Annotated in this window: 19 protein-coding genes; all 19 read right to left on the bottom strand. The window is 30.7% G+C overall.

Translation table 11 applies throughout. The annotated features are described in order from the left end of the window. Positions 1–52: 52 nt before the first annotated feature. The 19 genes from B3J31_RS05795 to ftsE all read right to left on the bottom strand — a co-directional run bounded on the left by B3J31_RS05795 (position 53) and on the right by ftsE (position 26372). A complete protein-coding gene (locus B3J31_RS05795) occupies positions 53–3616 on the bottom strand; it encodes a DNA polymerase III subunit alpha (protein ID WP_346873760.1) in 3564 nt (1187 codons plus the stop codon). A gap of 61 nt (positions 3617–3677) precedes the next feature. Then, entirely contained in the window at positions 3678–4268 is a 591-nt protein-coding gene (locus B3J31_RS05790; RefSeq protein WP_346873759.1) for a class D sortase, read from the bottom strand. 200 nt (positions 4269–4468) lie between these two features. Then, positions 4469–4759: a Dabb family protein gene (locus B3J31_RS05785; protein WP_346873758.1), complete on the bottom strand. Its 291-nt coding sequence runs from the start codon at positions 4757–4759 to the stop codon at positions 4469–4471. A 32-nt stretch (positions 4760–4791) separates the two neighbouring features. Then, positions 4792–6096 carry a DRTGG domain-containing protein gene (locus tag B3J31_RS05780; protein ID WP_346847669.1) on the bottom strand — a complete coding sequence of 435 codons (1305 nt, stop codon included), beginning with the start codon at positions 6094–6096 and terminating at the stop codon, positions 4792–4794. 2 nt (positions 6097–6098) lie between these two features. Further along, positions 6099–7049 carry a DNA-binding protein WhiA gene (whiA, locus tag B3J31_RS05775; protein WP_346847670.1) on the bottom strand — a complete coding sequence of 317 codons (951 nt, stop codon included), beginning with the start codon at positions 7047–7049 and terminating at the stop codon, positions 6099–6101. 4 nt (positions 7050–7053) lie between these two features. Continuing rightward, positions 7054–8397 (bottom strand): gluconeogenesis factor YvcK family protein, encoded by a 1344-nt coding sequence (locus B3J31_RS05770; protein ID WP_346847671.1) that lies wholly within the window; start codon positions 8395–8397, stop codon positions 7054–7056. After that, positions 8394–9278, bottom strand: a complete 885-nt coding sequence (rapZ, locus tag B3J31_RS05765) for an RNase adapter RapZ (RefSeq protein WP_346847672.1) — start codon at positions 9276–9278, stop codon at positions 8394–8396. Before rapZ ends, B3J31_RS05770 begins: the two co-directional genes overlap by 4 nt. Positions 9279–9526: 248 nt before the next feature. Continuing rightward, positions 9527–10711, bottom strand: coding sequence for a pyridoxal phosphate-dependent aminotransferase (locus B3J31_RS05760; protein WP_346873757.1), 1185 nt, complete (start codon positions 10709–10711; stop codon positions 9527–9529). A 24-nt stretch (positions 10712–10735) separates the two neighbouring features. Beyond that, on the bottom strand, positions 10736–11659 hold the full coding sequence (gene murB / locus B3J31_RS05755) for a UDP-N-acetylmuramate dehydrogenase (RefSeq protein WP_346873756.1): 924 nt from the start codon (positions 11657–11659) through the stop codon (positions 10736–10738). 151 nt (positions 11660–11810) lie between these two features. Beyond that, positions 11811–13673: an excinuclease ABC subunit UvrC gene (gene uvrC, locus B3J31_RS05750; RefSeq protein WP_346873755.1), complete on the bottom strand. Its 1863-nt coding sequence runs from the start codon at positions 13671–13673 to the stop codon at positions 11811–11813. Positions 13674–13800: 127 nt separating this feature from the next. Next, complete coding sequence (locus B3J31_RS05745; protein WP_346873754.1) at positions 13801–15219, bottom strand: peptidoglycan D,D-transpeptidase FtsI family protein; 1419 nt, start codon at positions 15217–15219, stop codon at positions 13801–13803. Next, entirely contained in the window at positions 15212–16528 is a 1317-nt protein-coding gene (locus tag B3J31_RS05740) for an FtsW/RodA/SpoVE family cell cycle protein (RefSeq protein WP_150841622.1), read from the bottom strand. Before B3J31_RS05740 ends, B3J31_RS05745 begins: the two co-directional genes overlap by 8 nt. 16 nt (positions 16529–16544) lie before the next feature. Continuing rightward, positions 16545–16973 carry an FHA domain-containing protein gene (locus B3J31_RS05735; RefSeq protein WP_035132164.1) on the bottom strand — a complete coding sequence of 143 codons (429 nt, stop codon included), beginning with the start codon at positions 16971–16973 and terminating at the stop codon, positions 16545–16547. 70 nt (positions 16974–17043) lie between these two features. Next, positions 17044–19869, bottom strand: a complete 2826-nt coding sequence (uvrA, locus tag B3J31_RS05730) for an excinuclease ABC subunit UvrA (protein WP_346873753.1) — start codon at positions 19867–19869, stop codon at positions 17044–17046. 11 nt (positions 19870–19880) lie between these two features. After that, complete coding sequence (gene uvrB / locus B3J31_RS05725) at positions 19881–21866, bottom strand: excinuclease ABC subunit UvrB (RefSeq protein WP_346873752.1); 1986 nt, start codon at positions 21864–21866, stop codon at positions 19881–19883. Between the two features lie 29 nt (positions 21867–21895). Further along, entirely contained in the window at positions 21896–23200 is a 1305-nt protein-coding gene (locus tag B3J31_RS05720; protein ID WP_346873751.1) for a PDZ domain-containing protein, read from the bottom strand. A 208-nt stretch (positions 23201–23408) separates the two neighbouring features. Then, positions 23409–24638, bottom strand: a complete 1230-nt coding sequence (locus B3J31_RS05715; RefSeq protein ID WP_035132172.1) for a S41 family peptidase — start codon at positions 24636–24638, stop codon at positions 23409–23411. Positions 24639–24802: 164 nt separating this feature from the next. Continuing rightward, positions 24803–25696 carry a permease-like cell division protein FtsX gene (gene ftsX, locus B3J31_RS05710; protein WP_346873750.1) on the bottom strand — a complete coding sequence of 298 codons (894 nt, stop codon included), beginning with the start codon at positions 25694–25696 and terminating at the stop codon, positions 24803–24805. Continuing rightward, a complete protein-coding gene (gene ftsE, locus B3J31_RS05705) occupies positions 25686–26372 on the bottom strand; it encodes a cell division ATP-binding protein FtsE (protein WP_035132175.1) in 687 nt (228 codons plus the stop codon). The genes ftsX and ftsE overlap by 11 nt, the downstream gene beginning before the upstream one ends. Between the last annotated feature and the right edge of the window lie 57 nt (positions 26373–26429).

Raw genomic sequence — 26429 nt, 5'->3', positions numbered from 1 at the left:
ACAAAGTCAAAAATCGTTGACAGAATTTTCAAAAAAACTTATATTATTAGCCTTATTCTTCTAAAACTTTAATATTATCATCCCCAAAGATTTCTCTCAATTTAGATGTAGTTTCATAATCATTATTAAGCCAACTATTTTTATTTATAAGATATTTTTTCTTCGTATTAGCAGCAAATAAGTAGGTTGGTGCTGAACCAAATTCCCCCATAAAATTGTCTCTTATAAGCTTCATTGCACTATTTAGCTTGCTATCATCTTCAACCCTTATATATATCTTATCTGCACTCACTTTAACTAATGGCGATATTTTTTCACATAATATTTTAGGTTGTTCTTCTTCTTCCAGGGCTATACGTCCTTCCACAGTGATTATTTCATCCTCCTCAACAAATTCTCTACAAGCTGAAAATGTCTTTGGAAATATGACTAGTTCTATTGTTCCAAATAAATCCTCTAAGGTGGCAAAGGCCATAGCCTGATTATTTCTTGTAATTTTTTTAGAAACTGATGTTAAAAGTCCCCCTAAAATTACTTTTTGTTTATCCTTTACCTTTGAAACTCTCTCGCTAATAAGACCTTCTACACCTGTACTTCCATCTTCTAAAGTATCTGCTAAAACTAAGTCTGATATCTTATGAGTGGTTACATGTTTTAAAGTCTTCTCATAATCATCTAGTGGATGGCCTGATAAATATATTCCTGTCATTTCTTTTTCCATAGCTAATAAATACTTTTTATTAAATTCTTGAATTTCTGGATAAACTATCTTAAAGGCACTATCTTCATCCTCAGCTCCTTGAAATAGACTTATTTGTCCTGGGACATTTCTCTTTCTTTCATTGTTTATTCCATCTAAAATTTTCTCAAATACAGCTATTAATTTAGATCTGTATATTCCTAAACTATCAAAAGCTCCAACTTTTATAAGACTCTCTACAGCTCTCTTATTTACTGCTCCAGAATCAATCTTGTTACAAAAATCGCTAAAGCTCTTAAATTTCCCTTTTTCCTTACGTCTTTCCACTATTGATTCTATAACATTTACTCCAACATTTTTTATAGCTGAAAGACCAAATCTTATAGTGTTACCTTGTACTGTAAACTTACTAAAGCTTTCATTTATGTCTGGTGGAAGTACCTTTATTCCTATTTCTTCTGCAAACCTAATGTAGTATGCTACCTTTTCATTGTTTCCCATTATACTATTAAGCATGGCAGCTATAAATTCTGCTGGGTAATAATACATTAAATATGCTGTTTGATATCCAACTACTGCATAAGCTGCAGCGTGACTCTTATTAAAAGCATAGGATGCAAAATCCATCATCTGATCAAATATCTTATTAGCTGCTTCTTCTGTAATTCCATTTCGAATACATCCAGGTACTACAATCTTTCCCTCTTCATCTACTATTCCATGAACAAAGTTTTTTCTCTCTTCTTCCATGACCTTATGTTTCTTCTTCGACATGGCACGTCTCACAAGGTCACTTCTTCCAAGGGAATACCCTCCAAGATCTCTAACTATTTGCATTACTTGTTCCTGATACACCATTACCCCATATGTCACATCTAGTATTCCTTCTAATTGTGGAGTTACATATTGAACTTTGTCTGGATTTCTTTTTCCTTCAATGTATTTTGGAATTTCTGCCATTGGACCTGGTCTATAAAGACTTATTCCTGCTATGATATCCTCAAAGCAGTCTGGTTTTAGATCTCTCATGAAGGAAGTCATTCCTGCAGATTCTAACTGGAATACACCTACTGTTTTTCCTTCTCCAATCATCTGATAAACCTTTGAATCTCCAAAGTCTATATGATCTATATCTATTTTTATACCTTGATTTTCCCATATATTCTTAATAGCTTCATCCATTACTGTAAGAGTTCTTAATCCTAAGAAATCCATCTTCAAAAGTCCTAATTCTTCTAATGTACCCATGGTAAACTGAGTTACTATCATACCTTCATTCTTTTGTAATGGAACATATTCTACTAAAGGATGGGATGCTATAACTACTCCAGCAGCATGGGTAGATGAGTGTCTTGGTAACCCTTCTAAATCTCTAGCTACATCTATAAGTTCACGTACTCTCTCATCTACATCATAAAGTTCTTGTAGCTCACTATTCATCTCCAATGATTTGTCTATAGTTATATTTAATACTGAAGGGATCATCTTTGCAATTTTATCTACCTCAGCATAGGAGTAATTCATTGCTCTTCCTACATCCCTGATGCATGCCCTTGGTGCCATGGTTCCAAAGGTAATTATCTGTGATACATTATTTTCTCCATACTTATCAACTACATAATCAATTACCCTTTGACGCCCTTCATAGCAAAAGTCTGAGTCAATATCAGGCATACTTACCCTTTCTGGATTAAGAAATCTCTCAAAAAGTAAAGCATACTTTATTGGATCTATTTTGGTTATTCCTAAGGTATATGCAACTATAGCTCCTGCTGCTGAACCTCTTCCCGGTCCTGTAGGAATTCCATTTTCATTGGCATATTTTATAAAATCCCAAACAATTAGAAAATAATCAACATATCCCATTTTCTTGATTATTCCTAACTCATAATCTAATCTATTGCACAGAAGTTTTCCTTCTTCATTTTCTTCTCTTATTTTATTTACTTTTTCTTCATCCAATACTCCATTTAAAGCTGAGAATACTTCATATCTTTCAATAAGTCCCTTATAGCAATTTTCTCTAAGATATTCAAAGGGATCTATCCCCTCAGGCAAAGGAAATTTAGGTAACTTAGATTCATGAAATTTATAATCAAAATCACACTTTTCTGCTATCTTTAGCGTGTTTTCCATAGCCTCTGGTATATAAGAAAAAGTCTCATACATTTCTTCAGGTGACTTAAGATAAAATTGATTTGAAGGATATCTCATCCTAGTTTTATCTTCTACTGTTTTACCTGTTTGAATACAAAGTAATACATCGTGTGATTTACTATCTTCTTCGTTTATATAGTGAGTATCATTAGTACATACTAATGGGATATCACATTCCTTAGACAATTCTAATAACATTTCATTCACTTGTAACTGCTGGGAAATTCCATGGTATTGTAATTCTAAATAAAAATCATCTTTAAATATTTCCTTATATTTTAAAGCAACTTCCTTGGCCTTTTCTTTATTATCTCTAAGTAAATTTTTTTGAACCTCACCACCTAAGCAAGCACTAGTAGCAATTAATCCTTCAGAATTTTCCTTTAAAAATTCATAGTCTACTCTTGGTTTATAATAAAAACCCTCTATAGAAGCAGTAGATACTATTTTCATTAGATTTTCATAACCTACCTGATTTTTAACTAACAAAACTAAGTGATAGGTATCATTGTCTTTTTGAGGTTCTTTAATGTACATTGATTTTCCTGCCACATATATTTCACATCCAATTATGGGTTTTATCCCATTTTCTATAGCTTCTTTATAAAAATCTACTGCACCATACATAGTTCCATGATCAGTAATAGCAATAGCTTTCATACCTAATTCCTTAGTTCTTTTAATAAGTTTAGATATTTTCCCTGAACCATCTAAGAGACTATACTCTGTATGCACATGCAGATGTACAAAATCCTTCATATTTTCACCCCCTGCATCCTTGGTAACAAAACTAATTTCTTTTAAAATACTTATTTTTATATTATGTTTCTAACTTACCTCTTACTATTAATCTGTCCTTACCATCATAAGTACATGTTACAAGGGTTATTGTTGCATCCTCACTTTTATCTAAAACATAGGTGTCTTCTGGAGCAACTGTAAAGCTCTCTGTAACTTTATAAGTAAAGGTCTTATCATGAGTAGATACTATTATATCATCATTAACTTCTAATTTGTTTAGTCTTAGAAAAAATTCTCCTGTATCATAGTTTCTATGTCCTGCTAGTGCAAAGTTACCCATATCCCCTGGCATAGCAGTATCCTTAAAATGTCCTACTGCATATTTTATTATTTCATCCTCAGTACCTTCTGCTACTACTACTTTCAAATTTATTTTTGGTATTTCTAAAACTGCAATTGGATTTACCATATCTATATAAGGAAGTTTTTCTTCCTTACTATTCTTATTTTTTTCATGATTAACTTCTTGCTTTTCTTCTGATACAAATTTGTCATAAAGCTGATCTTGAACTTTTTTTGTTTCCCACTTTCCTCTAACAGCAAACAGTAATAATCCAATCCCCACTAAAATTAAAAGTATACTTATAATGTTTCTAATCTTCCCCTTCATTAAAACACCTCTTTTTACTTAAAATTATCAACTATTAAGTAATTATACACACATATGTTTTGTAACATTCTCAAAAATGGAATGTCTTATATAATTAATCTTTTTAGTCCCAGTAATTTATCTATAAAACTGAACTAAAAATTAATGATTTTGAGACATTCCATGATAAACAGAGTTCTTTTTATCTTTAAAATAACACTTTATTTAATATAGTCAGCCACTTTGGAAACCTCAATATAGGGCTTAATTTTACCTAAAACTTCATTAACATGATATGGATGTATCTGATATTCATTCATGTCATCTACAGAATCAAATCTAGTTATAAGACATACATCAAAAGATCTATCCGTATGAAGCTCATCTATTCCTACTTCTATCTCCTTAAGCTCAGGTATTTTTCCTTCCATAGCTTTAAGAGTATTTGCTACAAACTTTACGTTTTCACTTGTATTTTCTTTTAATTTAAATAAAACCACATGTGTAAACAACTTTTTACCCCCTATACATTAACCTATTTTATTTAATTATTTTTTAGTACCTTGGCTGATAGCATAGCCTTCGCCATAATCTCTTTATTTTGATTATACATTGTTACTTCTACCTTTGAATAATATCTTCCTCTATCTATTACTTCAGAATATACATCAATTATCCTACCCATTTGAACTGGCTTAGTAAAATAAGATGTGAAACTATCTATAGCTACATTTGTAATACCATTTTGTCTTAATACCATAGTTCCCATAGTTGATAAAAGCATATTTAATGCATTCCATGATGCAGTACCTATAGAGTCAAGCATTTCAGGCACAATTTCTCCCCAGAAATGCATCTTATTCTTACTAGACTCAAATTCAAAATTCTTTAAAATTAAATCATCCATAGTATGACCTACATGAGGCTGTCTTGTAACTATTTGTAATGCCTTTATTACATCTCCTCTGGAAATTATACCTATTAATTTCTTTTTATATACCACTGGGCATATTTGAATTCCATCCCAAGCCATGATATGTGCTGCATAGGCAACTGTGCTTGTAGGGTTTAACACAATAGGATTCTTTGTCATAATGGTATTTACGATCTCATTGTCATCATGATTATTTATTTGAGTTATACTTACAAGACCTATAACTCTAGATTCCTCATCTAAAACTGGAAATCTTTCATGCCTAGTTTTCTCTGATAATTCTTTTAATGCTTTAATCTTGTCCCATACATTTAAGTATTCTGGATTTTTATCCATAACATCTTCTACTAATACAATTTCCTTCTTAACATTATTTTCATATATAGCCTTATTTATCATGCTTGCAACAGTAAAGGTATCATAGGTACAGGATATTACAGGCAAATTTGTTTTATCTGCTAGAGTCTTTATTTCATCACTACATTGAAAGCCCCCAGTGATAAGCACAGCACATTGATTTTCAAGAGCTAGTCTTTGAGCTTTTTCTCTATTTCCTACTATAAGTAACGAACCTGGGCTTATGTATCTCTTAATGGTTTCAACTTCCATGGCTCCTATTATAAATCTTTCAAGAAAATTATTCTCTCCACCCTTACCACCAATTAAGGTTCCATCTACCATGTTTACAATTTCCCTAAAGGATATCTTGTCAATATTCTTTTTTTCTAACTTTTCTACTCTTACTGTACCAACCCTAGGAATTGTATTGACAATTCCTATAGATTCACACTCTTTTATTGCTCTATATGCCGTTCCTTCACTGACACCTAATTTACTACTAATTCCTCTAACAGATATCTTAGTATTTATATCTAAGGATAGAATATATTTAATTATTTCTTCATGTTTTGACATGCCTATCTACCCTCTTTCCTAAGCTCATCAGCTATTTTTTCAATTCGTCTAAGACGATGATTTACTCCTGATTTTCCTACAGGCGGATTTAACATAGCTCCTAACTCCTTTAATGATTCATCTGGGAAGGCAAGCCTCAATTTAGCTACTTCCTTTAAATTTTTAGGTAGCCTATCAAGTCCAATTTCACTTTCAATAAGCTTTATACTTTCCACCTGTCTTACAGCTGCATTAACAGTTTTACTAAGATTTGCAGTTTCACAGTTAACAATTCTATTTACATTATTTCTCATTTCCTTCATGATTCTTATATTTTCAAGCTCTAATAATGCATTATGTGCACCTATTATATTCAAAAGATCTACTATTTGCTCTCCCTCTTTTAAATATATTACAAAACTATTTTTCCTTTGTATTACTTTAGAATTAAGCTTATAACTGTTAATAAGATCACTAAGTTCATTGGCATAATCTTGATCATGAGTTACAAACTCTAGATGGTAAGTTTTCTCTGGGTTACTAATACTTCCTCCCCCTAAAAAAGCTCCCTTTATATATGCTCTCTTACAATTTTCATTTTTTATAACTTCACTAGGTACTCCGTAGTGTATATTAAATAAGCCATCCTTTTCTATTATTCCCAATTCTTGAAGGAGTCCCTTTACATCTACTTCTTCTGGTATTAAAACCATATATATATTATTTTTCTTTAACGAATTGCTTTTCTTTACTAATAATTTAGTGTGAATATCATAGAAATCTTTTAAATTCTTAAAAATCCATCTTGCTATAGCTGGATTTTCAGTTACTATCTTAAAAGTAATAGATCTGTTAAATCCAAAACCCAATGTTCCACTTGACTTCATTATAGCTGATAATTGGGCAGCTATTTCATCTTTAGATAATTCACTATTTCTACATACTTCATTTTTTACCTTTAGTGAAAATGACATTTCTCTACTCCCTATCCTTTTTTTCTCTTCTTAATCTCTGTGATAAATATATATATTCAAAAATTCTTTTCTCATCATTAATCATTTTTTTCTTTAATATAGTTTCTATAAGTATTTTAGCAAGTTTATCCTCATCATGTCTTATGAGTTCTTTTTTAATCTTTATCATATCAAATTCTATATATTTTACATTTAGCTTATCTTTGTCACCATGGTCAAGTTGAACAAAGGTTGAGCCTTTTTGTAAGTATCTTTCTTTTATATTTTCTTCTTCCTTTGAGAGTCCTTTATTTACAATAGCATAATCAATAGGCATACCTTGGCAATGTTTCATTATAGCTCTTATATGATCTTGAACACTAAAGTTATCACTCTCACCTGGTTGAGTCATTATATTTGATACATAAATCTTTAATGCTTTAGTGGCCTTTACAGCCTCTCTTATATCACCTACCATTAGATTAGGGATTATACTAGTATACACACTTCCTGGACCTAATATAACTGCATCAGCATCTCTTATAGCATCAACGGCCTCTTGAACCCCCTTAGCATCTTTAGGCTCTATAAATACTCTATCTATAGGTGATTTTCTATTTAAGCTCTCAGTAGGTATTGAGGATTCTCCTTTTATTATGTCTCCATTTTTTAGTTTTGCATATAATTGCACATTTTCTAGAGTAACAGGCAGTACTTTTCCTGTTACTGCTAAAACCTCACTAGTTTTTTTAATTGCCTCTAAAAAATTATCGGAAATCCCATTCATAGCAGCTAAGAATAAATTACCAAAACTTTGATTTTCTAAAGAACCATCCTTAAATCTATACCTAAAGAGCTGTTCCATCAAAGGTTCAGTATCTGCTAAAGCTATTATGCAGTTACGAATATCTCCTGGTGGTAACATTCCTAAATCTTGCCTCAGTACTCCAGAACCACCTCCATCATCAGCCACTGTAACTACTGCGGTTATATTAGTGGTATATCTTTTTAGTCCACTAAGCATATTGGAGAGCCCTGTTCCACCTCCAATAACTACCACCTTAGGACCCTTTACTAATATACTATTTTTAAAAAAATCATCGTCAAAATTTTTCTTTCCCATAGAAAAATTCAAGGCTTCAAACTTTATTATATCTATTACTTTTTTAGTATACTTCTCTAAACTTATATAGGTCAATACACACCCTAAAACTAGTATTGCTACTAAAAATATTTTAATAGAAATACCTTCACCCCATCTTCTTATAAGCTCAATTATAGAGTAGGAAATTAAAAATACACCTAAAATAATTTGGCATATCCACCTCTTAATTCCCACACCAGGCATTAACCCGTCCTTAAGCTTCATCGCTTTCCAGCTCCTCTACTTACATCCTCATTTATATCTCTATGATCTATAGTTACACTATTACCATTATGATTTAAAGTCTCATATACTTTATTTGCAATAGCTACAGAACGATGTCTACCTCCTGTACAACCAATAGCAACAATCAATTGTCTTTTTCCTTCTATTTTATAATTAGGGATTAAAAATTTAAGCATATCTATAAATTTTTCTACAAATTGCTGTGTTTCAACTTTAGATAATACATAATCTTTTACCGGCTTATCTAGGCCGCTAAAAGGCTTTAGATCAGCAATATAATATGGATTAGGAATAAATCTTACATCCATAACTAAATCCGCATCTAAAGGTATTCCATATTTAAATCCAAAGGATATTACATTAATAAGTAAAGGACTTTCAATTTGACCTTCATCTCCATAGGCCATAGTTATTTCTTCATTTAGCTCTTTATTAGTTAGTTTTGATGTGTTTATTATTTTACTAGCCCTTTCCCTTATTCCTTTTAGTTTTTTCTTTTCTATACTTATACCATTAATAATCCTTCCATCTGGTGCAAGAGGATGTTTTCTTCTTGATTCTTTATATCTTTTAACTAAGGTTTCATCTGTAGCTTCAAGGTATAATACTTCATATAGATAACCTTCTTTATCAAGAGTGGACAAACTACCTAATAAGTCATCAAAAAATGTTCTCCCTCTAATATCTACTACTATGGCAATTTTATCTATTTTACCTTCAGTTTTAAAACATACTTCAGCAAATTTTATTATAAGGGTTGGTGGTAAATTATCTACACAGTAAAACCCTAAATCCTCAAGTGATCTTATTGCTTGTGTCTTACCTGCTCCTGACATACCTGTAACTATCAAAAATTTCATTCTATCACACCTCTTTTGCATATTTAATTCCAGTAAAACTTTTAAATTTAATCTTATTTTAATTTAAAATTATACTTCTTTTAAATTAATATTTTTAATAAAAATTAACACTAATATCTATATATTATACACATTAATTATATCATATAGTAATTTATATTACTAAAAAAGATATAGGATAAATATTTATTTATCCTATATCTTTCACATAAAATTTTTAAAATTAACAATATTATTTTTATATTTATTTATTTTATAGACTCAATTAATGATTTAAATCCAGGTAAGGCATTTTCTATAGTACTATAAGCTACACAATAAGCAATTCTAATATATCCTGGACAAGCAAAAGAAGTTCCAGGAACTATTAAAATATTATATTTTTTTGCCATATTACAGAATTCAATATCGTTCTCTATAGGTGATTTAACAAATAAATAGAAAGCACCTTCTGGTTTTATACAATTATATCCATAAGAAGTAAGTTCACTATAAAGTAGTTCTCGATTTTTATTATAAAAATCAATATTAACTTTATCATCTAAACATCTAGCTATCACTCTTTGGAAAAGTGATGGCGCATTTACATATCCTAAAATACGAGTAGCTACATTAGCAGCAGATACAACATTTTCAAAATCGGATACTTCATTTGGTATAACTAAATATCCAATTCTTTCTCCTGGTAATGAAAGAGATTTACTATAGGAATATCCAACAATTGTATTATCATAATACTTTGTTAAATATGGCACTTGAATGTTATCGTATACAAGCTCTCTATAAGGCTCATCTGATATTAGATATATGTCAGTTCCTAATTCCTTTTGTTTCTCTTTTAAGATATTAGTAAGTTTTATAATAGTCTCTTCTGAATAAACAACGCCTGTAGGATTGTTTGGAGAGTTAATTATAACAGCTTTAGTCTTATCCGTAATTTTACTTTTAAACTCATCTAAATTAGGTTGAAAATCTGTAGTGTTTGGTGATACTACTACAAGCTTTCCATCATAGTTAGCTGCATAACTTCTATATTCACCAAAATATGGTGCAAATACTACTACTTCATCTTCTGGGTTTAAGAGAGTTTTAAAAATCACGTTTAAACCACCTGCTGCACCTACAGTCATAACTATATTCTTTTCTGTAAAACTTGTATCAAATTTTTTGTTAATTGAGTTGGCAATAGTTTCTCTAACATCCTCATATCCTGAGTTGCTCATGTAACCATGAACCATAGTATTAGGTTCATTATTTAAAATATCTACAATTGCCTCCTTTACAGTGCATGGCGGTTCAAGATTTGGATTTCCTAAACTGAAATCATAAACATTTTCTGCACCATAAATTGATGCAAGTCTTTTACCTTCTTCAAACATAGCTCTGATTAATGAACTACCATTAACATAATCCACCATTTTTTTTGAAATCATATCCCCATCTCCCTATTTTTTATATTAGGTTAAATTATCTTCACCTATAACTCTAACTTCAGTGTGTAATTCAACCTTAAATTTTTCATAAACTTTAGCTTTTACAACTTCAATAAGATCTAAAATATCCTTTGACGTTGCATTGCCTCTATTTATGATAAATCCTGAATGTTTTTCAGATACCTGTGCGTCCCCAACGCTAGTACCCTTTAATCCTGAATCTTGAATAAGCTTACCTGCAAAATATCCCTCGGGTCTTTTAAATGTACTTCCTGCTGATGCATATTCTAAGGGTTGCTTACTTTTTCTTCTTTCTGCTAGATCATCCATTCTTTCTTTGATCAAAGCTTTATCTCCATGAGACAATCTCATTCTTGTTTCCAGAACTATATATCCATACTTTAAAATTGCACTATTCCTATATCCAAATTCTAGTTCTTCTTTATTTAATTCTCTAATGGTCCCTTCATTATCAATTACTAATGAACTTTCAATTACTTTTGCCATTTCTCCGTCATAGGCACCTGCATTCATTGCAGTAGCACCTCCAATAGATCCTGGTATCCCAGACGCAAATTCTAGCCCTGATAAACTATTCTTTAAAGCCTGATCTGCAACTGAATATAACTTAGCTCCACATTGTGCAGATATTAAATTTTCATCTACTACTATTTTATTTATGTGTCCTAGTTTTATGACTACTCCTCTTATTCCTCCATCTCTTATTATGAGATTAGATCCATTTCCTAATATGAAATAATCCACCTTATTTTCCTTGCATATGTTAATTAAGTCTTTTACCATTTCATAATTAGAAGGGTAAACTAATAGGTCAGCTGGTCCACCTACCTTAAAAGAAGTATGATTCTTCATTAGTTCATCTATTTTTACATTTTCATTCCCTGCTACATCTAAAACACTTCTTATAAAACTATCCTTTAATTTCATTGTATACCTCTTACTATATTATTATATATTAAGTATAAAATACTTAGGTTATATATATCAACAGTTATTACATATTTCTTTCATTTTAAGTATACTATCCTACTAATAGTATAAACACTCTAATTCAATATTTTATGCTGACATATGGTTATTAACTATTTTTCTTAAAATAATTAATTATACTTTCAGTAGCTTTCCCATCCATAGAAGGTGTAGCCATTAACTCTTCATAGGTAGCCTTTTTTATATTTTCAATACTACCAAATTTTTTTAGAAGTTCACGCCTTCTCTTTTCTCCTATTTTAGGTATTTCATCTAATATAGAAAATAAAGTACGTTTATCTCTTAAGGTTCTATGATATGTAATGGCAAATCTATGAACTTCATCCTGAATCCTAGTTATTAAAAGCATAGCCTTGGAAGATGGCTTTAACAGAATTTCTTTATTTTTATAAATAAGTCCTCTTGTTCTATGCTTATCGTCCTTCACCATGCCACATACAGGTATATTAATATTTAACTCCTCCAATACTTGAAGTGCTATATTAATTTGTCCCTTTCCACCATCCATCATAATCAAATCAGGAAAAATAGAAAACTTACCCGACTTAAAATCCATACCATTATTATTTATTTTCCTTATTTCTTCTAATCCATGGGTAAATCTCCTTGTTAATATCTCTCGCATAGAGCCATAATCGTCTGCACCTTCTACAGTTTTAATTTTAAATCTTCTATAATCACTACTTTTAGCTACTCCATCTTGAAATACTACCATGGTTCCTACAGAATCCATTCCCATGATATTAGATATATCATAGGCTTCAATTCTACTAGGCATATCTTCAATCCCAAGAGCCTCTTGAATTTCAGAAAGTGCCACATTATTAAGTTCCTTGTCTACTTTATGTTTAATCTTAAACATTTCGAGAGCATGGCTAGCGTTTTTTTCTACCATATCAAGAGTCCTTCTCTTTTCTCCTTTATGTGGAACCTTTATAGTCACTCTATATTCCTTCTTTATAGATAACCATTGCTCTAAGATATCAATTTCATCACAATGACTTACATATACAGTCTTAGGTATAAAAGCAGTTCCACCATAAAAGTTTTTAATAAATTCCTCTATGACATAGGCAGGCTCTTCTACTCCTGTATTGTCTAAAATAAAATCTTCTCTTCCAACGATTTTACCATCTCTTAAAAAGAATATCTGAATACAACTATCTTTTTCATCTTGAGAAATACCTATAAAATCTTCATTTTCAAAATTATTACTAATAATCTTTTGCTTTTCATTTATTTTATCTATGGCTATCAACTTATCTCTTAAAGAAGCCGCTTTTTCAAAATCTAAATTTTCTGCTGCTTCTTCCATTTCAGCCTTAATCTTACTAGTAATCTTTGTATCCTTTCCTGTAAGTAAATCCACCACATCATCGATAATTTTTTTATATTCCTCTTTAGAAATTAATCCTTCACATGGTCCACTACATAATTTTATATGATAGTTAAGACAAACCCTTGTTTTAGGCCCATCTTCCTTTATAACTCTTCTACATGTTCTAAGAGGAAATACCTTCTTTATAAGTTCATTTATAGTATATACTGCACTTCCATCCGTATATGGTCCAAAATATTTAGATGAATCATTTCCATAATTTCTTGTAATTAATACCCTTGGAAATTCTTCATTTGTAATTTTAATAAACGGAAAATATTTATCATCTTTTAGCAAAATATTATATTTAGGACTATACTTTTTAATTAAATTACATTCTAGTATTAAAGCTTCTACTTCAGAATCTGTAACTATATACTCAAATTCACTTATATTCTTAACCATAGCTCTAACTTTTTCACTATGATTTTTAGAATTCTGAAAGTATTGTCTTACTCTATTTTTAAGATTTTTTGCTTTTCCTACATATATTACTTCTCTCAAAGAATTTCTCATTAAATAAACTCCAGGATTGTCTGGAAGATTTTTTAGATGATATTCAAAATCAAACATTAAATCACCTCACTTTTCATCCAAAAGTTGTTTCATCTTTAGTATAATACTTATTGAGCTTTACTTTTAATTCAATGATAAATACTCATAAGTTATATTATATAATTATATTTTAAAAGTTTTAATATTAATTTGTATTAAAATAAGCTTTCATAAGCTCCTTTGCCATAGCGCTGGCATTAAAGCTATCATTTCCACCTTCTTCTGCAATTATAGCAAAGGCTATTTCTGGGTCATCATAACCTGCAAAACCTATAAACCAAGTGTGTGGCTCCTTATCTCCAGAGTCATGGTCTGCAGTTCCAGTCTTTCCTGATACTTGAACCTTCCATAAATTTGCTGCCTGACCAGTTCCCTCATTGACTACAGCTTTCATATATTCCTTTAGCAATGCTGCATTTTCAGGAGTTGTAACTGTAGCTGCTTCCTTTTGTTCATAGTTTTTAACTACTTTTCCTTCCGGACTTATGATTTCCTTTACTACATTAGGTTCCATCATTACACCATTATTAGCTATAGTGCTAGCCACTAACGCCATTTCTATTGGGCTTGCTAGTACTCCACTTTGTCCTATACCACTTTGAGCTATATTACCAACCTCATCACTTTTATATTTTGGAAAAATACTATTATCAATGGTAAGAGTTTCTGATGGAATATCTTTATTAAAGAAGAACTTTTCTGATGTTCCCTTTAAATTATCATTTCCAAGCTCCATAGCTAAGGTACCAAATACCACATTACTAGACTTTAAAAAAGCTGTTCTAAGTCCAATGCTTCCATAAGCATACCCTTTATAGTTTTCTAGGTATTCACTTTCATTAAAACTAATTTTTCCCTCATCATTAAAGGTTCTATTAGTTATATCTGACATATTCTCTAAAGCACTTATGGCTGTAATAACTTTAAAGGTTGAGCCTGGTGGGTAAAGACCTGAAACTGCTCTATTCAAGAAAGGTGTATCCTCTTGTTGTGACAGCTTTTCAAAGTCTTCTTGTATTGTATTTGCATCAAAACTTGGTTTTGACACCATAGCAAGAACCTCTCCTGTCTTAGGATTTAATGCTACTATTGATCCCTTTCTATTACCTAAAACCTCAAAGGCTCTTTGTTGTAACTTAGAATTTAAGGTAGTCACTACATGATTTCCAACTTTATTCTCATCCTTTTTACTGGAAAACATATCCTTTATAGAATTTACTGATTGTCCTGAAAGTTCTTTATCAAACTTCTTTTCAATTCCACTAGCCCCATACTTAGCATCATTATAACCAACCACATGAGAAAAAGCTACTCCTCCAACATACTTTCTTGTTTGAGAAAACTCCCCTGTTTTTTCACCTGTAGTTAAAGGATTCATATCTCTGTCATAAATAGTTCCTCTAATAACTCTATTTTTCTCCGCTTGATTTCTTTTATTATAAACACTATCCAAAGCTATTTGATTTTTAAATAATGTACTATAACTTATATAAGAGATTAGAGCAATAAATAATAACAGAAATACAATCATTACATTTTTTATGTTCTTTTGTAGATTATTCATAATTACTACTCTCCTCTGATATTTTTTGTATTATACCTAGTGAAAGATAACTTATCAGCATAGAACTTCCTCCATAACTAACAAAAGGCAAAGTTATTCCTGTAAGAGGTATAGCTCCAGTTACACCACCAATAATTACTAGTGTTTGAGATACCATCATAGTACTATATCCAACAGCTAATAATCTTGAGAACTTATCCTTTATGTAAAGTGCAGCTCTTATACATCTATAGAATAATAGAAAGTTTAAAATTATAACTGCAAATCCAATAAGTAATCCTAACTCTTCGCATATAGCCGCAAATATAAAGTCAGATTCTACTACTGGAATATATCCTGGATATCCATTTCCGAGTCCTACCCCAAAAAATCCACCATTTGCTATAGCTATAAGGGATTGAACAAGCTGATGTCCTTCATCATATCCATACTTCCATGGGTTTCTCCATATCATAACCCTTATTTGAACATGATGAAACAAGTAATATCCTATGACACCACCAACTACAAATAACAGTAATGCTATTATTACATACTTTTTATTTGATGTAGCAATATAAAGCATAGTAAGTGCTATGGCAAAGAAAATTAGCGCTGAACCCAAGTCTGTTTGAGCTAACATAAATAGCAATGATATCATCATTACAATAGCAGGCTCTATTAAACTTATATATTTATATGAGCTTTCTTTCCTAAATCCAATTGCCTTTCCTATCTTAATCCAAAACTTCGAAGGCTTTTCATAATCCTTTAATGCTGAAGCAAGGTAAGCTACTAAGGCAATTTTTCCAAACTCAGAAGGTTGAAAACCGAACCCAAATAAATTTACCCAGTTTTTAGCTCCAAACTGTTCCTTTCCAAAAAAGGTACCCATGGACATAAATAATAATGTTATTATTAGATACAAATATTTGTACTTACTAAATCTTTTTAAATCTGGAAGTATTACAACAACTAATATAAACATAGTCATACCTAAAGCAAAAAATATAATTTGCTTCGCTGTTAAAAAACTTCTAGTACCTTCCGCTATATAACTACCTCCTGATATGGGTAAATCCAACCTATATATCATAGCAATTCCTATAACAGCAAGGATATTTGAAAATAATAATATAAATTTATCCCCATCTGGATAAAATCTTCTTATTACAAAGTGCGAATAACATAATAAACCACATATTATTGCTCCTATAAATATTGCACCCTTATCAATAGTTGGAGTTAGAATTGCTACATTAAAAAATAGTGCCATTACAAGCAAATAAGTAAATCTAAGCACTCTTTTTTCTTGTTTTATCCCCTTCATACTTGCCTCCTAATAACTACATAAATTTAAAGGTAGCAGTTCCCACCTTTATTATATCCCCTGACTTTAATATAAGGGAATTCTTTATTCTAATATCATTAACCTTAGTTCCGTTAGTGCTCTCCAAATCTTCCAACACATACTCATTATTTCTTCTGAAAATTTTAACATGATGAGAAGAAACATATTTATCATCTAAAATTACTGTATTATCACTTTTTCTTCCCATAGTTAAGTTATCTACTATTGGTAGTATTCCTCCATTTTTTAGATTTGTATTTTCTCCAGCTACTATTATTTCTAGCCCAGAAGTAGCCTTTCTAGTTCTATTCCTTCTTTTACCCACTGATTTAGTATCTGTATACATTATTTTTAAAGCGTAGATTATAATAAAATAAACTATGGCTATTATTCCTAAATTCAATGCGAATTTTAAAATATTCATAAGCAAAACTCCTTTATACATATATAACATAACTAGCATCATTATAAATTATGATGCTAGTTATAAGTAATTATATCATCTTTTTTAGGTACTGTCCTGTATATGATTTAGAACATTTAATTACATCTTTAGGATTTCCTTTAACTATAATAGTTCCTCCTTGATCTCCACCTTCTGGTCCTAAGTCTATAATATAATCTGAACACTTTATTACATCTAAATTATGTTCAATTACTATTACAGTATTCCCTCCTTCTACAAGTCTTTGGAGAATTTTTATAAGTTTACTAACATCATCAATGTGTAATCCAGTAGTGGGTTCATCTAATATATACAAAGTCTTTCCTGTACTTCTTTTAGATAATTCATAGGCAAGCTTTATTCTTTGTGCCTCTCCGCCTGATAATGTGGTTGATGGTTGACCTAATCTTATATAGGATAATCCAACATCCATAAGAGTTTGAAGTTTACTACTTATACGAGGTATATTTTCAAAGAAAGCTAACCCTTCCTCTACAGTCATATTTAAAACATCTGCAATAGTTTTTCCTTTGTATTTTACCTCTAATGTTTCTCTATTATATCTCTTTCCTTTACACACTTCACATTCAACATAGACATCAGATAAAAATTGCATTTCTATCTTTATTATTCCATCACCTTTACAAGCTTCGCATCTTCCACCTTTAACATTAAAACTGAATCTACCTTGTTTATATCCTCTGCTTTTAGCCTCTGGAACCATAGTGAAAATTTCTCTTATTAAATCAAATACTCCTGTATATGTAGCAGGATTACTTCTAGGTGTTCTTCCTATTGGACTTTGATCTATATTTATAATCTTATCAATCTGGTCAGCACCTACAATTTCCTCATGTTTTCCTGGTAGTTTCTTAGAACCATTTAATTTTCTATTTAACCCCTTATATAAAACCTGATTAACTAAAGTACTTTTCCCTGACCCTGAAACTCCTGTTACAGATGTAAATAATCCTAATGGAAATTCAACACTTATATTTTTTAGATTGTTTTCCTTTGCACCTTTAACTTTTATAACTCTATTTTTATCCATAATTCTATATTTTTCAGGCACATCTATAGTTCTATGCCCACTTAAATATTGACCTGTAATGGACTCTTTACACTTCATCACATGTTTCACTGTACCTGCAGCTACTATTTTTCCTCCATGCTCTCCTGCTCCTGGACCTATATCTACTAAGTAATCCGCTTCTCGCATAGTATCTTCGTCATGTTCAACTACAATTAAAGTATTTCCTATGTCTCTAAGATGCTTTAAAGTCTTTATTAATTTATCATTATCTCTTTGATGCAACCCAATACTCGGCTCATCTAAAATGTATAAAACCCCCATCAAACTAGAACCAATTTGAGTTGCTAATCTAATTCTTTGCGCTTCTCCTCCTGATAAAGTACCTGATGCTCTACTTAAGTTAAGATAACTAAGTCCTACATCCTTTAAAAAACTAAGTCTACTCTTAACTTCCTTTAATACTTGTTCTGCTACAATTTCATCCTTTTTAGATAATTTTAATGTGTCTACAAAATCAAGTTCTTCTATAATAGACATAGTACAAAATTCACTTATATTTTTACCACTTACAGTAACAGATAGAGCTTCTTTAGATAATCTTCTTCCCTTACACTTAGGACAAGGATTATCACTCATATACTCTTCTACTTCTCTCTTTATGTAATCTGAGTTAGTTTCCATATATCTTCTTTTTAAATTATTTATTATACCTTCATAAGCATAATTATATATACCAGTTTTAAATTCCTTGGTATACTCTATTCGTAATTTTTCTCCATTTGTTCCATATAAAACAGAATTTAAATTTTCTTCTGATAGTTCTTCTATAGGAGTATCTAAAGTAAAACCTCTTTTTTTAGCGAGAGCTTCTAATATGGCACGAGTCCATGAATCCTCCTTTAGACTACCTTCACCTAAAGTTAAAATTCCTCCACCTAATATGGATTTGCTTTTATCTGGAATTACCAAATCCTCATCTATCTCCATTAAAGTCCCAAGTCCATCACACTCATCACACTTTCCAAAGGGAGAATTGAAGGAAAACATTCTAGGCTCAATTTCACCAATACTTATTCCACAACTTACACATGAAAATTTTTCACTTAAAAGTATATCTTCTCCATCAATTACATTTAAGATAGCTATACCTTCACCTATTTTTAATGCTGACTCTAAAGAGTCTGTAATTCTTGATTCAATTCCCTCTTTAATAACTACTCTATCTATTACTATTTCAATGGTATGCTTTTTATTCTTCTCTAGTTTGATATCTTCATCTTCTAAATCTACCAGAACACCATCAATTCTTGCTCTAACATATCCATTTTTTTTAATATTCTCAAGGATCTTTACATGTTCTCCTTTTTTCCCTGTAACTACAGGTGCTAAGATTTGAACCTTAGTTCTAGGTGGCAGAGCCATTGCCTGATCTACCATTTGGTCTACAGTCTGCTGGGTAATCTCCTTGCCACATTTCGGACAATGGGGTACACCTATCTTTGCATAAAGTAGTCTTAAATAATCATAAATTTCAGTTACTGTTCCTACTGTAGATCTTGGATTTTTACTTGTAGTTTTTTGGTCAATAGATATAGCTGGTGATAGACCTTCGATATACTCTACATCCGGTTTATTCATTTGGCCTAAAAACTGTCTCGCATAAGCTGAAAGAGATTCTACATATCTTCTTTGTCCTTCTGCATAAAGAGTATCAAAGGCTAAAGAAGATTTTCCTGAACCTGAAAGTCCAGTAAAAACAACAAATTTATCTCTTGGTATTTCTAGATCTACATTTTTAAGGTTATGTACTTTTGCACCTTTTATATAAATACTATTTCTCATAAATTTCTCCTTTACAAATTAAATTCTCTCTTCATACGTTCTATCTCATCTCTTAAAATCGCTGCTCTTTCAAATTGTAAGTCCTTAGCTGCTTCTTTCATTTCTTTTTCTAGTTTAGTAATATGCTTAGTCAATTCCTTCTTATCTAAAAGCAAATCACTACTTGCTTCACTGATATATGAAGATTCATCTTCTGCCACTGTAGAAATTTCTATAACATCTCTTATTTCCTTAATTATAGTCGTAGGTACTATATTATGATCATCATTATATTTTTTTTGAATACTTCTTCTTCTATTGGTCTCATTTATAGTTTTTTCCATAGACTTTGTCATATTATCAGCATACATTATTACTTTACTTTCTGAATTTCTTGCAGCTCTACCTACAGTCTGAATTAAAGATGTTTCACTCCTTAAGAACCCTTCCTTATCTGCATCTAATATAGCAACTAATGCTACTTCTGGAATATCTAGCCCTTCTCTTAAAAGATTTATTCCAATTAGTACATCATAATCTCCTCTTCGAAGATCTCTTATTATTTCCATTCTTTCCATAGTAATTATATCAGAATGTAAGTAAGTAGTTTTTACTCCTAACTCTTTTAGATATTTAGTTAAATCCTCTGCCATCTTCTTTGTAAGAGTTGTAACTAAAGTTCTAAATCCTCTTTCAGTAGTTCTATTAATCTCACCATATAAGTCATCAATTTGACCTTTTACTGGTCTTATTATAATTTCAGGATCTAAAAGTCCTGTTGGCCTTATTATTTGCTCTGCTATATTTACAGAATGTTCATTCTCATAAACTCCAGGTGTAGCACTTACAAATAATACTTGATTTAATTTGTCTTCAAACTCTTCAAACCTAAGTGGTCTATTATCATAGGCTGATGGAAGTCTAAATCCATACTCTACTAAAGAAGTTTTTCTAGATCTGTCTCCTCCATACATAGCCTTAATTTGTGGTAGTGTAACATGACTTTCATCTACAAAGAAAAGAAAATCATCTGGGAAATAGTCAATAAGAGTTTGTGGTGGTGTTCCTTTTGCTCTTCCATCTAATATTCTAGAATAATTTTCTATTCCAGTACAATAACCTACTTCCCTCATCATTTCTATATCAAAATTGGTTCGTTGTTTTAATCTTTGAGCTTCTAATAACTTATCCTCATCCTTTAGCTCCATTAATCTCTCTTCTAATTCAAATTCAATTTGAGAAATAGCTCTTTCTAAATTTTCCTTTGATGTAGCAAAGTGTGATGCTGGGAATATAGATACATGTTTTCTTCCACTAATTATATTGCCTGTTAATACATCAAACTCACGAATTCTGTCTATTTCATCTCCGAAAAACTCAACTTTTATCCCTTTATTAGTTGATGATGCTGGAAATATATCTAGCACGTCTCCTCTAACTCTAAAGGTTCCTCTTACAAAATTTATATCATTTCTTTCGTATTGAATATCCACTAGCTGACTAATAACACTATTTCTATCTTTAATCATACCTTCTCGTAAAGATACAGTAAGCTTTCTATAATCCTCTGGATTTCCTAGCCCATATATACATGATACAGAAGCCACAACTATAACATCTCGTCTTTCTATCAAGGCTGAAGTAGCTGAGTGTCGTAGCTTTTCTATCTCCTCATTTATTGATGCATCCTTTTCTATATAGGTGTCAGTTTGAGCCATATAAGCTTCTGGTTGATAGTAATCGTAGTAAGAAACAAAGTACTCAACAGCATTTTCTGGAAAAAACTCTTTAAATTCAGAGCATAATTGAGCTGCTAAAGTCTTATTATGAGCAAGAATTAAAGTTGGTCTTTGAACTCTCTCAATAATATTTGCCATAGTAAATGTCTTCCCTGATCCTGTTACTCCAAGTAAAGTTTGATATTTTTTATCTTCAAGGATTCCTTTAACTATACTATCTATTGCTTCAGGTTGATCTCCAGTTGGCTTAAATTTTGAATGAATTTTAAACTGACCCATGATACATCACCTCATCTTTTTATAAAAAATTATTCTTTATCGTTACTATCTTTCTTTTCTTTAATTTTATTTAGAATATCTGAAAAACTAGAACTGCCTGGCTTTGCTACAGTAGCCTGCTTTGGAACTTCCCTAGGAACTATAACAATTCCTAATTTTTCTTTATTGTTTTTTACTCTACATTCTAGTTCCTCCATAGATCCATTTTCTCTTCTAACCTTCATATTAATAATATCCGGAAGACGTTCTAACATATTAAATATAATTTCATCCTTATATAATTTAATATTATTTATTTCTAATATTAAATCTCCCATTTTAACTCCCATATTTTTAGCTATTGAATCATGGGCTACATCTAGAACACATACTCCCTCTTCATTGCTCACATACTTTATTTTACCTTTCTTTTCTGCTAAGCGATCAATATATAACATATACTCATGTAATACAGGCATCAATGTAAGAATTATCACATCTAAAATCTTATTTATATCCCCAAGAAAAGATAATAGAATTAATACAGTACCATAGCCTAAAATTAATAGTCCTGAGAATATTGGCTTATTTTTTTTACTTTTTGTAAATGTTATTGTAGCATAATTAACTCCTGCAAAAATCGGTAGTGCACCAATTACCATAGTAGCAAAAATCAACATGTTTTTATTATGATTAATTATTGGCCACCACTCTGGAGTGTTTACACTTCCCCCCATAACTGTATTGGCGCTAGTAGCCTGTACCATTAATAATATTATCATTGGTAATATCCATTGTCTTCTATATGCAAATCCACCTATGATTTTTTTATCTCTTGATCCAAATACAGGTATAGCACCTCTTTTCCCATCAAAGATTACTAATAACCCTTCAACAATATGCATTACTGCAACCAATACCAATAAATTAGTTATATCCATTTTTAGTACATCTAAACTTGGATTCTCCATAATTAATGATATAAAATACAACAGTATTGATAATAGTCCCAAAATAGCTCCTGAATATGAAAGACAAACTAATTTGGGACTAAAGAACATTAACGCTACTGATAATATAAATATCAGAAATATATTAGAAGTTTCATAAAAAGTAATCCCCAAAAATGTAAGAATTAAACTAGCTACTACACCTCCTAATATTCCCATAACTATTTGTGACACAGTAAGTTCAAAAGCCGTTGATGAGTTTTTACCCATAATTAATCTTTCCATCACTGTAGTTTTTTTATTTTTCATATAGAATACAACAGCCATCATTATTAATATAAGCGCATAAGACGGCTCCACAATAGCATAGGACACCTGCTGCAAAGTATACTTTAAAAGTTCCATTATTTTTCTCCTTCTCATTATGTAACAAAGAGTAGATGTGCATAAGTAAAATTAAGTATCTACTATAATAGATACTTAATTTTACATCATCATTTATCTACTTGAAACTATAAAATTAATTTTATTAATTTTTCTATATGTTAACTTATTTTAATTAGTATTTATTATAATAAAAATACTCATATCTATTATAATACCCTATATTTTATTACTTAATCTTTTCTTTTGCCACTTCCAAAGCCTTTTCAAATTGAGGATCTACTGATTTATCATAAGCTTTCCCTTTTAGTTCTTCTGGATACTCAACTAAAATATCTGGCTCTATTCCTATACCATGGATATTCTGCCCATTAGGAGTATAGTATTTTGATATAGTAACCTTCAATGCAGTTCCATCTCTAAATCCATCTCTATCCCTATAAAAAGTTGTTTGAACAACACCCTTACCAAAGGTCTTAGTACCTACTAAAGTTCCTAACTTATAATCTTTTATAGCTCCTGTAAATATTTCTGAAGCACTTGCACTTCCCTCATCTATTAATATAGTAAGTGGTAATCCTTCAGCAATTCCACCTACAGAATTATAATCCTTCCTATTTCCATTCTTATCTTCCGTATAAACTATATTCTTATTCTTAGGAATAAATTGTGAACACATATTCACAGTTTGATCTAATAATCCTCCTGGATTTTCTCTTAGGTCTACTATTAAACTCTTCATTCCTTTTGAGTTTAAATCTTTAATTGCGTTTTCAAAATTACTAGATGTATTTTCATCAAACATAGTTACCTGAATATATCCTACTTGACTATCAATCATTTCTTTTTTTACAGTTATCATCTCTATTTCATCTCTTACAGCTTTAACATTAAAAGAACCTTTGTTTTCTCTAGATAAAGTAAGTTCTACAGCTTCTCCTTTTTCACCTTTCATAGTTTTCACTGCTTTTTCCAAGTCCTTGCCTTCAACCTTTGTACCATTTACGCTTTCAATTATGTCCCCTGAAAGTATTCCCACTTTTTCTGCAGGTGAATTTTCAAAGGTAGCTACTACAACTATCTTATCTTCCTTAACTCCTACCTGTATTCCTAATCCAACATAATTTCCTTCTGTTTGAGAATAGAAGTCTTTAAACTCTTCAGCATTCATATATGTTGTATATGGGTCTCCTACAGCTTCTGTCATTCCTGCCGCTGCTCCATCTATGAGTTTATTAATATCAATTTCACCCAAATAATATCTATCTAATTTATCTTTTATAGTATATAACTTTTCAAAGTCTACTATATTTTCATATGTTTTTCTACTAACTATAACTTTACCATCTGGTAACTTAAAAGATATATAGTTAGATAATCCTAAAGTAATTAAATTTGTCACTATCAAAAGAGCCACTATACCCGTTACTCTTTTCCATTTATTTTTCTTACCATCCATAAAAATCACCCTCTCATTCTCATATATTTATTATTACTTTTTATCCCCGATAATAATACTATGAAATTTAATTTATTTTATTAATCATTTCTATTACCAATATATTATATTATACACAAATAAGACTAAGAAATAAATTCTTAGTCTTATTTGTTCTTTATAATTTAAACTTTTAAGAATTTTCTCATGGATATTATACTTCCAATAGCACCTATGAAAACTCCACATCCCAGGAATTCCCAAATAATCACCTTCAATATATAAGAAATACCTACTAAATCAAATCCAAATAGTGTATCGGCGCTTAAATTATTAATTATAATAGCATATATGAAGCCTAGTGCTACTACCGATATGACTGCTCCAAATATTCCAAGTATCATACCTTCTATTATAAATGGCCATCTAATAAACCAATCTGTAGCTCCTACATACTTCATTATTCCTATTTCTTTTTTTCTCGTAAACACTGTAATTTTTATGGTATTTCCTATTAAGAATAGAGATATCATAATAAAAACTACAAATGCTACTGCAGCACCTATTTTAAATGAATCTGTAAGCTTAGAAATTTTTGCAATTATAGATCTTGCATCCTTTATCTCATCAATACCATTCATATCTTTAATACTACTTACAACTTTATCTACTACTAGCGGCTCTTTAACATTTACTGTAAAGGAAGCTGGGAATGGATTATTATCCTCAAATCCAGATGTTAACTGACCTAATTCATCATTCATTTGTTCCTTTACATCTTTCAAAGCATCTTCCTTGCTTTGAAAGGTTATCTTATCAATACCTTCTACGCCTTTAATTTTATTCTCTATAGCATTTTTATTATCATCACTTATACCCTCGTTTAAGTAAATTTTCACTTCAACCATGGATCCTAATTGAGTAATTAATTTATCTGCATTAGCAACTCCTAGTGTTATAGCTCCTAATAAAAAAAGTGTAGCTGTTACTGTAGCTATAGATGCTATACTTAAAGTTTTATTTCTTTTTATACTTTTAAGTGCTTCCTTAAATGAATATTTAAAAGAATCAAATTTCATAACCATATTTTCCCCTTTCCTCATCTCTGGCAATAACACCCTTCTCAATAGCTATAACTCTCTTTTTCATAGAGTCAACTATGTCTCTTGCATGGGTTGCCATAACAATGGTAGTTCCTGCTCTACTAATATCACTTAAAATATCCATAATTTCTAATGAAGTTTCAGGATCTAAGTTACCTGTTGGTTCATCAGCAATTAATAATGATGGACTATTTACTATAGCTCTAGCTATAGATACTCTTTGTTGTTCTCCACCTGATAACTCTGTAGGTAAAGCATCTCTCTTTTTTGATAATCCTACCATTGAAAGCACTGCTGGAACCTTCTTTTGTATATCCTTTTCACTTGATCCTATAACTCTTAGTGCAAAAGCTACATTATCAAATACATTCAAACTTTGTATCAATCTAAAATCTTGAAACACTACTCCAATTTTTCTTCTATAATAAGGCACTTCTTTCCTTGTTAGCTTTGTTAAATCTGATCCTGCAACTATAACCGAACCCGCTGTTGGATCAACTTCTTTTAATAACATCTTTATAAAGGTAGATTTTCCTGCTCCACTTGGGCCTACTAAGAAAACAAATTCACCCTGGTCAATATGTACATTTAAATTAGATAAAGCTAGTACATTGTTATTATAAACCTTAGTAACATTTTTAAAATCTATCATAATTATTAACTCTCCTCGACTTTTTACTTTTTATCTGTGTATATTATAACATAAAAA

Source organism: Clostridium sp. UBA5988 (assembly GCF_002435615.1).
Lineage (GTDB): Bacteria > Bacillota > Clostridia > Clostridiales > Clostridiaceae > Clostridium_J > Clostridium_J sulfidigenes.
The sequence above is the reverse complement of the archived record's forward strand: the minus strand, read 5'-3'. Positions and strand labels throughout refer to the sequence as shown.